Origin of the sequence: Paenibacillus agaridevorans (genome assembly GCF_018604145.1) — a bacterium.
Classification (GTDB): Bacteria; Bacillota; Bacilli; order Paenibacillales; family Paenibacillaceae; genus Pristimantibacillus; species Pristimantibacillus agaridevorans.
Genome location: NZ_CP075889.1, coordinates 7,875,354 through 7,887,452 on the forward strand (window position 1 = coordinate 7,875,354; position 12,099 = coordinate 7,887,452).

8 protein-coding genes are annotated in these 12,099 nt (G+C 54.2%); 6 read left to right on the top strand and 2 right to left on the bottom strand.

The genetic code is table 11. The features are described from left to right. Positions 1-109: 109 nt before the first annotated feature. The 5 genes from KJW29_RS31570 to KJW29_RS31590 all read left to right on the top strand — a co-directional run bounded on the left by KJW29_RS31570 (position 110) and on the right by KJW29_RS31590 (position 7,918). A complete protein-coding gene (locus tag KJW29_RS31570; protein WP_214627561.1) occupies positions 110-748 on the top strand; it encodes an SGNH/GDSL hydrolase family protein in 639 nt (212 codons plus the stop codon). Between the two features lie 393 nt (positions 749-1,141). Continuing rightward, the gene (locus tag KJW29_RS31575) at positions 1,142-4,594 is read left to right on the top strand and encodes an Ig-like domain-containing protein (RefSeq protein ID WP_214627562.1); all 3,453 of its coding nucleotides are present in this window, start codon (positions 1,142-1,144) and stop codon (positions 4,592-4,594) included. Positions 4,595-5,066: 472 nt separating this feature from the next. Continuing rightward, positions 5,067-5,327 (top strand): hypothetical protein, encoded by a 261-nt coding sequence (locus KJW29_RS31580; RefSeq protein ID WP_214627563.1) that lies wholly within the window; start codon positions 5,067-5,069, stop codon positions 5,325-5,327. Positions 5,328-5,345: 18 nt separating this feature from the next. Further along, complete coding sequence (locus tag KJW29_RS31585) at positions 5,346-6,800, top strand: ATP-binding protein (RefSeq protein ID WP_214627564.1); 1,455 nt, start codon at positions 5,346-5,348, stop codon at positions 6,798-6,800. Continuing rightward, positions 6,797-7,918 carry a response regulator gene (locus tag KJW29_RS31590; protein ID WP_214627565.1) on the top strand — a complete coding sequence of 374 codons (1,122 nt, stop codon included), beginning with the start codon at positions 6,797-6,799 and terminating at the stop codon, positions 7,916-7,918. The genes KJW29_RS31585 and KJW29_RS31590 overlap by 4 nt, the downstream gene beginning before the upstream one ends. 21 nt (positions 7,919-7,939) lie before the next feature. Here the strand turns inward: KJW29_RS31590 and KJW29_RS31595 are convergent, their stop codons facing one another. Next, complete coding sequence (locus KJW29_RS31595) at positions 7,940-9,745, bottom strand: sensor histidine kinase (protein ID WP_214627566.1); 1,806 nt, start codon at positions 9,743-9,745, stop codon at positions 7,940-7,942. A gap of 10 nt (positions 9,746-9,755) precedes the next feature. Further along, positions 9,756-10,493, bottom strand: a complete 738-nt coding sequence (locus tag KJW29_RS31600) for a response regulator transcription factor (RefSeq protein WP_187103582.1) — start codon at positions 10,491-10,493, stop codon at positions 9,756-9,758. Positions 10,494-10,777: 284 nt separating this feature from the next. Between KJW29_RS31600 and KJW29_RS31605 the strand changes: the two genes are divergently transcribed. Then, positions 10,778-12,091 (top strand): ABC transporter substrate-binding protein, encoded by a 1,314-nt coding sequence (locus KJW29_RS31605; protein WP_214627567.1) that lies wholly within the window; start codon positions 10,778-10,780, stop codon positions 12,089-12,091. The last annotated feature ends 8 nt before the right edge of the window (positions 12,092-12,099 follow it).

Consider the following 12,099-nt stretch of genomic DNA (forward strand, 5'->3'; position numbering starts at 1 on the left):
GGCTGGGAAACGGAAATCGTTTCTCAGCTTTTTTGGCTTGACGGCCGGCGCCTTTAAGGGTTAAGTAAAGAAGAGCAATTACTTTAATGCGGGTAAGGGGAAGAGTGACATGGGAGAAAGCTTAACGGTATTGTTTCAAGGCGATTCCATCACGGATGGAGGACGCGGGCGCAACGAGGATCTTAATCATATTATGGGGCACAGCTACCCGTATCTGATTGCCAGCAAGCTGGGGCAACATCATGCGGAAGCGCGTCCCCGTTTCATCAATCGCGGTGTCAGCGGGAATCGCGTGTCGGACTTGTATGCCAGGTGGAACGAGGACGCCATTAGTCTGGAGCCGGATGTCCTCAGCATCCTGATCGGCGTCAACGACGCTTCGCGTATCATAAATGGACTGCCGAGCGGAGCGACCGATCGGTTCGAGCGGGCGTACAGGCATTTGCTTGAGGAGACCAGGGAGGTGCTGCCGGATACGAAGCTTGTGTTGTGCGAGCCGTTTATCCTGGAGGCAGGTACACTGGCTGACAACTGGGAAGGCTGGTCACGCAAGCTAAGCGAGTATCGCGAAGTCGTACGGCAATTAAGCGGCGAATTCGGCACCGTGCATGTACCGCTGCAAGCCGCGTTCGACCAAGCCGCATCGCGAACGGACGCGGCCTATTGGCTCTGGGACGGCGTCCACCCGACGGCGGCCGGCCACGGGTTGATCGCCGAGGAGTGGTTGGCGGCGGTGAAGCTGTTCTAAACCTGCCAGACTTGAGAACAAAAGATTAAAAAATCTAACAGACACCAGCGACGCTATTTGGCCGATTTTAACCTCAAACAAAATCTAGCGGACAGAAATGACACTATTGAATCATAATGGAGCCAATATGCGACTGGACGTTTTGGTTTTTTGAATCACCTTCTGGAGATTTTTTCATTGGTTTCACGCACCTCTATCATCAACCATTGGAAGATGTATTAGCCAATGAAGTCGTAGAGGTGCTTTTTGTTATGCGTTAAGGAGAACGCAGGCAGGGACAAGGTTATTCCCTGTGATCGAGTCTATCGAGGGGCTCTTTCAGATTTCTTTTAAGTCTCTCTGTTATACTTGGACAGGAATATTATAATAGGAGCGGAATGGAGAGAGTATAGGATGAGAAAGCAGCTGGCTTTATTGTTGGTGTTCCTGCTTGCCGCGTTGCCGGTTAACGGTCTGTGGACGCCGATTGTGCAAGCAGCCTATGATTACGATGGAAGAGGCGATGGCAGCGAAGCTAATCCCTATGTGATTCTGACGGCGGAGGATCTGGATGGCGTCCGGGAAAACTTGACCGGGAGTTACAAGCTGGGAGCGGATATTGATTTGTCCGCGTTTGGCAACTGGGAGCCGATTGGGGGACAGGCTGCCCATTTCACAGGGACTTTTGATGGCGATTTTCATACAATAAAGGGCATGACTATCAACTCCTCGGCAAGTTACCTCGGTTTGTTTGGGTCAGTGAATGGTCAGACTCCCGTTTTCCCTACACCGGTAAGGATAAAAAACGTGCGGCTGGAGAATGTGGATATTACCGCTACTGCCCCGGCCTCTCAGGCAGGCGGTTTAGCGGGAGCTATAGCGGATCACGCGAGAACCGAAGGCATCTACGTCAGCGGCACGATTAGTGGCATTGGATACACCGCCGGAGGGATTGTTGGGCAGATGAGAAATGGGATGTCGAATAGCGAGGCGCATATAGAGATCGAAGGTTCGTTCAGGTATGCAGGCGGCTTGACCGGCATAGCTGGAGGCGGAGCTTTAATCGAACAAAGTTATGCAACCGGTGATGTTCTTACGAGTGGAGAAATGGCCGGGGGGTTGGTTGGTTGGGCAACAGTTATGCAAGCGATAAACAGCTATGCAACCGGCAATGTGACATTGCTGGACGGCGGTGTTTCATGGTCTTACCCCGGTGCGGGCGGCCTGATAGGACAGGCATCTAATTCAGTTACGTTAACCAACAGCTATGCAAGTGGAAATGTGGTTTCCGAAATCGGCAGTGCCGGGGGATTGATAGGTAGCAGGACAAGCCCTCCTCCAACCATACATTTGAATGATTCCTACTGGAAAGCTACGGTTCCGCCATTGGCCGCGGTCGGAGGAGGAGCGGATTATGACGGCTCCGTTAGCGAATCCGACATGCTGGACTGGAACACCTATGACGGCTGGAATTCGGCAATCTGGGGGATACGGGATGGAGAGAGCCTGCCTTACTTGAATCGCTTTGCGCCGGAGGTGCGGGTCGCCCAGTTGGAGTCGGATTATGGAACGAGTGCGCCGGGCAACGAGCTTGCGGTGAATGTGACGGTCCGTGACGGAAGTATCGGAGAATCGCTTAAGATACGGTTGGCGCTTAATAATGCACAAGATGCCATGGTGGCGGAAAAGGAGTACACCTTGAATGCCAGTGGCCTGAGTCAGCCGCTTGCAGAATGGACGGTTACCTTTGACGAGGTTCAATATCCGGCTGGAACTTATCATCTGATTGTAACCGTCGAGGATAAGGTTGGTGCACACGCATGGGAGCAGACATTCTTTTTTGACATAAACGATACAACAGCCCCGGCCGCGCCGGAGCTGACGGGTCCGACTGACGGAGCCAGTCTGAACGACACCACGCCGACGATTAGCGGCACAGCAGAGCCGGGCAGCACGGTGACGATTATCTTGGACGGCAGTGATGCCGGGTCTGTGCCGGTCGGAGCGGGCGGCACTTGGACGTGGACGCCGCCAACCGCGCTTGGCGAAGGTGACCATACGGTACAAGTGCGTGCAGAAGATGCTGCCGGCAATGTCGGCCCAGGCTCCGCCGCACGTACGTTCACGGTGGATACGACAGCACCGGCCGCGCCGGAGCTGACGGTTCCGACTGACGGAGCCAGTCTGAACGACACCACGCCGGCAATTGGCGGCACAGCAGAGCCGGGCAGCACGGTGACGATTATCTTGGACGGCAACGATGTCGGGACGGTGTCGGTTGGAGCGGGCGGCACTTGGACGTGGACACCGCCGACCGCGCTTGGTGAAGGCGACCATACGGTACAAGTGCGTGCGACAGATGCGGCAGGCAATGGTGGAACAGATTCGGATACGAATACGTTCACGGTGGATACGACGCCCCCGACTGCGCCGGTGCTGACGGTTCCGACTGACGGAGCCAGTCTGAACGACACCACGCCGACGATCAGCGGGACAGCAGAGCCAGGCAGCACGGTGACGATCAACCTGGACGGAAGTGATGCCGAGTCTGTGCCGGTCGGAGCGGGAGGCACTTGGACGTGGACGCCGCCAAACGCCCTTGGCGAAGGCGACCATAGCATAGTGGTGCGTGCAGAAGATGCGGCGGGCAATGGCGGACCAGATTCGGATACGAACACGTTCACGGTAGACGTGACCGCGCCGGTCATTACGCTTCTGGGCAGCGCAACGATGTCGATTCTGACGGGAGATGTCTTTGTCGACCCGGGAGCGACGGCCGAAGACGCCTTGGAAGGCGCTGTGCTCGTGACGGTCACAGGCCACGTTGAACACCTGACTCTCGGCGACTACGAACTGACATATAGAGCGCAAGACAGCGCCGGCAATCTGGCTGCAGAGGTGACGCGTACCGTTCGCGTAAATGCACGGAGCATCCCGGTGTATTATTCGAGCAATGCCGATCTTAAACAACTGACGATAACTGCAGATGGAGCGGAACAACAACTGACGCCGTTATTTGCTCCGGAGACCACGAGCTACAGGCTGGAGACGGTTGCGGAGCAGATAGACATTCGAATTGTTAAGGCGCACAGCGGGGCGACTGTCACGTTGAAGGAGGCGCGGCTCCCTGCTTCGGGCATTTGGACGCTTGATCTTGCCGAAGGAGACAACCTGTTCGACATCAAGGTGACAGCGGAGAACGGAACGGTGAAAACCTACCGCCTGACGATTGTTCGCCTTGCCGATCAGGAACAGCCCGAACCGACAGCTTGCGCGTTCCGCGATATTGCGGGTCACTGGGCGGAAGAGCCGATATGCGAAGCGGCTGCGCAAGGTCTTGTTCAAGGCGATGACGCGGGAATGTTTCATCCGCAGCGGCAGGTCACGCGGATAGAGTTTGCGGCAATGCTGTTGCGTGCGCTCGACATTTCTTCCGAGGGGGAGAGCCGCGCGCTTACGTTCTCCGACGCCGACCGGATTCCGAATTGGGCGAAGGATGTCGCAAGCGCCGCGGTGAACGCAGGCGTGCTGGAAGGGTATTTGGACGGTACGCTGAGACCGTTGCAAACGGTAAACCGCTCGGAAATGGCGGCCATGATGACAAGAGCCATGGAACGGAGCCTTAGCGGAGAGGCGAGCACAAATGGGGAGGCAAGCACAAGCGGAGAGGCGAGTCTTACCGGAGACACAACTGCTCCATTCGCCGATGACGCAGATATTCCGGATTGGGCGCGAGCGTACATCTACACGGCGGCACAACACGGCTTGCTCTTCGGGCGAGGCGACAATCTATTCGTTCCGAACGGCTTGGCGACCCGAGCGGAAGCGGCGGTTACGATTCTTCGCTTGTGGCAAATTATTCAGTAAATCAGCCCATTGTCCGGGTTGGACGGCGCAGACGTTCCACCTTACTTAAAGCAATAATTTGGCGAGTAACTTGCAGATACGGTATACAGGACAACAATTGTGCGAAAATGCACAATTAAGCAACCTCTCATAACTATAGCTGGGCTGAAGGGAGAAAACCCGACACGGCGGGGATCTGCGACGGGGCTATTTTCGGAAATCGTCCCGTTTCTTGTCAGGCATGAGGGTGCGTTTTATAATGAAGGGGTACTTTAATCTACTACAAAAGGTTGTTCAAAAAGTCCGCTTCCCATCACGAAGTATGCCAAGAAGCGTATTCGACATCGAATCTTGAATTCAGGCGAAACTTCCGGTGCTCACGTAGCTTTCACTACGCTCCGCTCCTCAGTTTCTACCTTCATCCAATCTTCTCGGTGCTGAAAACCGAACTTTTTGAACACGCACTATAAATTGGACCAAAGGACCCTCCTATATGAGCGCAACAATAGAGCTTCTCTTTATGATTGCTTCTCTCATCATGATCGGCATTATTTTTATCTCGGTTTACAGCTTTCGAAGACAGCGAGGCATACGATACTTGCTAGGCTTGATCGTATGCCGATTTGTGTACGCCAGCGGCGTTATTTTGGCGAATAGCGTTCACGCTTTAACCGAGAAGCTGTTCTTCCACAATGTTTTCCAAACTGCGCTTAACCTCATGGTACCGTTCTTTATCCTGTTCGTCCTGGAATGAATATATCCGGACAAGCCTATGAAGACAAGATGGAAGATAGGCCTGCTCGCTGGTTTCGCGTTGTGGTCGACGCAGATGTGGCTCGATCCCAAGCTGCACTGGATCTATCGATCGATTGAGCTTGTAGACGGGCAATTGACCATTACGCGGACTGCCTACTCTATGTCTTTCACGTTGCTTTGTTTTCTTGTATTGGCCGCCAGCCTATATGCCCTGTTTCAATATATGAGGAATATTCGCAGCGATTTGCGCAAGCCGGGAATGTGGGTGTTGTTCCTATCCTCTTTTTCGTTCGTGTTGGAAATTGTGAAATTCGCAAATCCGCAATGGTCCTCTTGGCTGCTTCCGTTAACGGTGTATTGCGGGTTTCTCGGCTCGCTTATGTTAATTATTATTTTGCGGTCCAAGTTTTTTTCTCTAGTTCCTTTTGCCAGAAATCTTGTGCTGGATACGTTGCAAGAAAGCATCGTGGTTGCCAATGCTTCCGGAAAGGTAATCGACAGCAACAAGCAGTCTTCCTTATGGTTTGACCAGCTTGGTTACTCCTCTATTGCCGAACGGAACATCTCGGACTTGCTGGCGTTCTGGCCGGATTGGCTTGCTCTGTGCAAGGCGATGCAGCAAGGGAGCGTCGAGATCGAAGCCGTGGTGGATGGAGAGCGGAAGAGGTACCGCGTCAACGTGTATCCGCTCCATACCTTGCGAATGCAAGGACAAGGCAATATTTCGCTTATTGTCGATATTACGGAGAAGCAGCGGGATCTGGAGCAGATCGCGCAATTGAATCAACTGAAGGATCAGCTTATTGCCATAGTATCTCATGATATTCGCGGTCCGCTCGCGCTGCAGTTTCAATTAATTGAATTGCTGGAGGAGGATCGCGACGGCTTCCAGGCCGATCATCAGGAAATCATAGCACAGTTGGGCGGTCAGATTCGAAATACGCTCGGCATGTCCACGAACCTGCTGGAGTGGTTCCGCAGCCAGCGCGAAGATATGGCGCTTCGCCCGCGAGAACTGGAGCTGATCGAGGTTGTCGAGGACTGTATTCACTTGCTTCATATTTATAGCGGGGCGAAGCAAATCGACGTGACGCATTCGGTTGATTCGGGCATACGGGTGTATGCAGACCGGGAAGCACTAGGATTGATCCTGCGGAATTTGCTGTCCAATGCCATCAAATTCACCGGATCAGGCGGCGCGGTTCATGTTGGCGCGGAACAATCGGGCGGGACGGTTATCGTATCCGTCCGCGATAACGGAATAGGCATGAGTCAAGAGCAGGTTCGGCGATTGTTGGAGGATAAGCAGCTTGGATCATTAGAAGGCACCTCCGGCGAGACAGGGGCCGGGCTGGGATTGCTTGTTACGCGACAATTCATATTGCGCAGCGAAGGGAACTTGACGGTTGAAAGCAGGGCAGGCGAAGGTAGCTTGTTTAAATTTACAATGAGAGGCGGCACTCCATTATGAAGGTTCTCCTGGTCGACGATGAGCATGCCATGTTGCTCGCCATGCGATTGCTGCTGGCAAAGATCGAAGGCGTGGAGCTTGTCGGAGCTTTCCAGAGCGCCGCGGAGGCGCTGGACTTTGTACATCGCACGGAAGTGGACTTGGCCTTTCTGGACATCCAGCTTGCCGAGGACAGCGGCTTGGATCTGGCCCGCCGCTTGCGTTCGCTGAATGCCGGTCTGGACATCGTGTTTACGACTTCCCATACGGGTTTCGCCATGCAGGCTTACGATGTATACCCGCTCGACTATATGGTCAAGCCCATATCGAGGAAACGATTGGCTCAGACCATCTCCAGAGCTGCGGCCGGCCGAGCCGTCCCCGAAGCGCAGGCGCAGACAAGAGATTCGACGGCCAGCCGACTAGAAGTACGCGGATTGGGTTGCTTCGAAGCAGGCGGCGAGCAGACGGGTAATGTGAGATGGATATCCCGCAAAAGCATGGAGTTGTTCGCTTACCTGGTCAATCATCGAGGACGCAGCGTGGCCAAGGCGCGGGTAATAGAGGAGCTATTCCCGGACATGCCTTTTAAGAATGCGGAACGGTATCTCTATACAGCGGTATACCAGCTTAGGAAAGTATTATCGGAGCATGGATGCAAGGAAATGGTCGTGTCCGCCCAAGAAAAATATCGGGTCGATCTCGATTGCGCGGATGTCGACTTTATCCGGTTCGAAGAGGAACTGCAGCAATGTCCGGAGGTCAACGAGAGCAATGCGGCCGCCGCGATCAAGTTGGAAAGCCGGTTCACGGGCGAACTGTTCGAAGGCAGCGCCTTTGATTGGGCCGACGCCGAGCGGGAACGATTGACCATCCGATACGAGTCATTCGCCAGACGCCTGGCCGTCTGGCTCCTGGCTCAGAAGCAATACAGGGAAGTAACCCGGATCGCCGGCCGAATTGCGGCTCGCAATGCGTTCGACGAAGAGGCGCGTATGCTGCTGCTGCAAGCCTACGGAGCAATGGGTGACCGGCAATCGCTTCGGGATTGTTACGCCTCCTACAAGCAGTTGTTGCACGAGGAGCTTGGCGTGGGGCCAGCCCCTCATGTGGAACAGCTGTACGAGCAGTATCGGTAGACGTAGCCGCGATACGGCACCTCAATCCGGAATCTTTAGCCGGACGACGGTACCAAGCCCTTGTTTGCTAAGAATTTGCAACCCTTCATCCGTGCCGTAAGCCAGCCGGATTCTTCGATTGGTGTTGGCCAGGCCGATGTGGCCTGCATCGCCCGTATCCCCCGCATCCCCCGTATTTCCGTAGTCATCCTCCAAATGCATGGCGACCGAACGGCGTATTTCTTTCAGCCGTTCTTTTGACATGCCAACCCCGTTGTCGATGACGGAGATAGCCGTCCACCCGGGATAACGAACTAGCTTGATTTTGATCCCCCCGTTGCCGGCCATCTCCTTAATGCCGTGATAAAGACTGTTCTCGATCAGTGGCTGCAGGACGAGCTTGACGGTACTGTATGGTTGGATATCGTCGGGATCGTAAGCCCAGACGCACCGGAACTTATCGCCGTATCTAATCTGCTGAATCGCGACGTAATGTTTCGTATAGTCGATCTCCTTCATTAACGGAACGATCCGGCCCGGCTTGTCCAGCGTATACCGCAACAGCTCCGACAGATGCTCCAACATGTCGTTGACTTCGTTCGGCCTGCCGGTCAACGCCATCGCCTTCCAGTTCAGCGTCTCCAGCGTGTTGAACAGGAAGTGGGGATTGATTTGCGATTGCAGCGCGAGCAGCTCCGCCGCCTGAAGTCTGAACTTCTTCTCGGATAGCTGGACGCCCAGATAGTTGGACTGTATAAAGTTGCGCGTCATCGTCTGAATGATATAGCCGTATTCGTCCTCGCCCTTGCCAGCGCTGGGGATTTCGGGCAAAGGGAGTCCTTTCTCGGCCGATTTGATAATGGAGATCATGCGGTGGATATGTCTAAGCGATCGTCTGGTCAGCAGGTAAGTCAGCGCCAAGCCAAGCAGGAACGAAAGCGCGACGACATAAACGGTGGACTGGCTAAGTCGGAACGATATTCGGTTGAGCTCGTCTTTGGGCACTAGCGAAATATAGCGCCAACCGTCGTGCATGCCGGACATAAGCTGCGTGCCGGCGAACGTTTGTTTATCCAGCTCCACGTCGAAGCTCCTGGTATCAGGCGACAGCGACGACAGCTTTTCTTGCACCGAATCGGGAAGGATCGAGGTTTGATTCCGGAACAGGATCCCCCCGGCTTCGTCCAAAATGATCAGATGCTGGCCGTCCATGCTCGCGAACGATTGGAGCCATCGATCCAGGTAGTCTGTATAGATATTAACCGCGATGACGCCGATGGCTCCTCCCGTAAGCAGGGAGGTCAGCGGCTTGTACAGCGTGGTTACCGCAATCGGATCTTCGAAGCTGTAACGCTGAATTTGGCGTTGCTCGAGCAGGATGCCGACCGGGTTTTCCCTGGCGCGAAAACGCTCCAGCCAGTCGGAGTCGGGATAACGATCGAGCGTCGAGAGTCCCGTTCCGCTAGCGAGAAACTGATTGTAGGGATTGTTTACGTGGACGTAGATGGATTGGATAAACGGTTTGGCGTTCGCCGGGCTGTCGATCAGATTGCGCATCATTCCCAAGAGGCGTTGGTTATCGAACGTTACATATTGGGTACGCAATATTTCTTCCAGCTGGTACAGCACTTCGGGCGTGCCCATGCTGATGCCAAGCGTCTCGATATCTTGGAAGACAAGCTCCATGTTGCGATCGATTTGATGCACCAGCTGCAGATTGTCGCGCGCGGTCTCTCCTTCCCGGTTTTGCTTCGTAATGACGATCGACAGCGTTCCGAGCACGATGGTCGGAATAAGCAAAGGAATAAGGAAAAGCAGCATGTTTTTTACGAAAAATCGTTTTCTCATGTCGGCCCCGTTACTCGTTCAACCCGGACAGCTGGCGGAATTCGCGCGGACTCATGCCGTGGTAACGCTTGAAGGTCCGCGTGAAGTTTTTGGCGTAGCTGTAGCCCACCATCTCGCTCACCTGATAAGTTTTGTACCGAATGTCCTTCAGCAACTCCGCCGCTTTGTTCATCCGAACCGACACCACGTAATCGGAGAAGTTTTCGCCCGTCTTTTCCTTAAAGTATTTACTGACGTAATGCGGGTTCATATGGACCAGACTTGCAGCTTCCTCCAGCGTTGCACGCGCGTAATTCGCGGCGACGTAATCTCGAATGGTTCTGACGACCTTCTCGTTAAAGGAGGCGTCCGCGCCGCCCGCGCCGCGCTCCTCGTCGAGTTCCATCTTGAGCGAGGTGAACACCTCGAACAACTCCTGATATTTGGTCGGTTTGACGATATAACTTTTGACATCGTATACGATCGCCTGCTTGGCGTATTCGAAATCCTTGTAGCCGCTCAGGAACAGAACCTTGACTCGGCTCTTTGCCTCATGCAGCGTGCGGGCGACGTCCAGCCCCGACATAATCGGCATGCGGATGTCGCACAGCAGCGCGTCTACCTCGCGATTTGCTATGAATTCCAAAGCCTCCTTGCCGTCCCCGCATTGTCCTATCAGCTCGAAGCCGACCTCGTTCCAAGGAAAATATTGCGACAATCCGTTGCGAATTTCGGCTTCGTCGTCCGCAAGCAACAGCTTGTATTTCATTGCGATCCGATCCTTTCATCCACGGAATAATTGCAAACGATTTCATGGTTAACAGCATAAAGGAAATGTTTCCGTTTGTACAGACGCACCCTTAGCGGCGCGCTAGGGAATATCCTTCCATGTTGCCAACTGTTCTCCGATATGGAGGACATGTCAATTTCGGATACCTTTTGTCCCAAATGGACCAAAAAGGGATACCATTCGTCATCTTGCGTGCCTGTTATCGATGGCATAATAACGATATAGTAAAAATCGTAATCACTATAGGCGAGGGGGAATAGAGAATGGGGAACAGATATTGGAAGAGAGCGGTCGCTCTGCCGCTCGTCGCCATGCTTGCGGCGGCGGCGCTGACGGCTTGCGGATCAGACGAGAACGGCGGCAAAGCGGCGGAAGGAAAGAAAGACGGCGAAAAGGTCACGCTGCGTTTCTCGTGGTGGGGCTCCGAGGTTCGCCACAAGGCATTGCTGGAAGCGATCGACATCTATACGGAAGCCAATCCTAACGTGGTTATTGAACCGGAGTACGGCGGGTTCGAAGGCTATTATCAGAAGCTGGTCACGCAATTTGCGGGTGGAACGGCGCCGGATTTGACGCCGCTCTCGGTAGACTGGATCGACGAAATCGCGGTTAAAGGCGATCTGGTTCTCGATTTGAACACGCTTAAGGATTACCTCAATCTGGATGCGTTCGACAAGGAGTTTCTGGACAGCTACGCGGTGTACGACGGCAAGCTTGTCGGGCTTCCGATGGGTGCCAATGGCATGATTACGTTATATAACAAGGAGTTTTTCGACCGATTCGACATTGCCCATGACACGGTATGGGATTGGGAGACGATTCATACCATCGGCAAGCAGGTCCACGAGAAGGACGCCAACGCATATTTGCTCGGCATGTTCGATTACCGGATCTTCCTGCAGCCTTTCGTAAATCAGCTCACCGGCAATCAGTGGATACAAAACGATAAAACGGTTGGTTTCGCCGAAGAGGACGTTGCCAAAGCATTTTCCTATTATCAGCAACTGATCGCGGACGGCGTGATCCAGCCCGTGGCGGAGAGCAGTCTTTACCCGGATATGGCGGACAACCTGCAATGGCAGAACGGCAACATCGGCATGATGTTCACGCTGGCCTCCACGATCGCTAAAGTAAAGACGTACACGCCTGAAGTGGATGTTGCCATGTTCCCGGTGCCGAGCGATGCCAAGACGTCGGCCGTGCTTGTCAATCCGAGCAATCCGCTCGCGATCAACAAGAAGTCGAAGCATCCGGAAGAAGCCGCGAAATTCGCCAGCTGGCTGCTGACGTCGGAAGAAGCTTCGCTCGTCCTGAAAGATGTATTCAGCGTGCCAGTCGTCAAGGCCAACGCCGACAAGCTGGTAGAGGAAGGACTGATCGATCCGACCGTGGCCAAGGCGGTTGATCTTGCGCTTTCGAATCCCGGCGAGCCGGTAAACGGGCTCAGCAGCAATCAGGAGCTTAACCAGATCGCGCAAGACATTTTGGAGCGGGTTGCCTTCGGCAAGGTTGCGCCGGATGCCGCGGCAAGCGAGCTGACGGACCGTCTGAAGGACAAGCTGGCCTTAATCAAGTAAGGCAAAGA

Excerpts from the sequence above, each read along its gene's own strand:
- KJW29_RS31570 (WP_214627561.1), top strand. The coding sequence starts at position 110 with ATGGGAGAAAGCTTAACGGTATTGTTTCAAGGCGATTCCATCACGGAT.
- KJW29_RS31575 (WP_214627562.1), top strand. The coding sequence starts at position 1,142 with ATGAGAAAGCAGCTGGCTTTATTGTTGGTGTTCCTGCTTGCCGCGTTG.
- KJW29_RS31580 (WP_214627563.1), top strand. The coding sequence starts at position 5,067 with ATGAGCGCAACAATAGAGCTTCTCTTTATGATTGCTTCTCTCATCATG.
- KJW29_RS31585 (WP_214627564.1), top strand. The coding sequence starts at position 5,346 with ATGAAGACAAGATGGAAGATAGGCCTGCTCGCTGGTTTCGCGTTGTGG.
- KJW29_RS31590 (WP_214627565.1), top strand. The coding sequence starts at position 6,797 with ATGAAGGTTCTCCTGGTCGACGATGAGCATGCCATGTTGCTCGCCATG.
- KJW29_RS31595 (WP_214627566.1), bottom strand. The coding sequence starts at position 9,745 with ATGAGAAAACGATTTTTCGTAAAAAACATGCTGCTTTTCCTTATTCCT.
- KJW29_RS31600 (WP_187103582.1), bottom strand. The coding sequence starts at position 10,493 with ATGAAATACAAGCTGTTGCTTGCGGACGACGAAGCCGAAATTCGCAAC.
- KJW29_RS31605 (WP_214627567.1), top strand. The coding sequence starts at position 10,778 with ATGGGGAACAGATATTGGAAGAGAGCGGTCGCTCTGCCGCTCGTCGCC.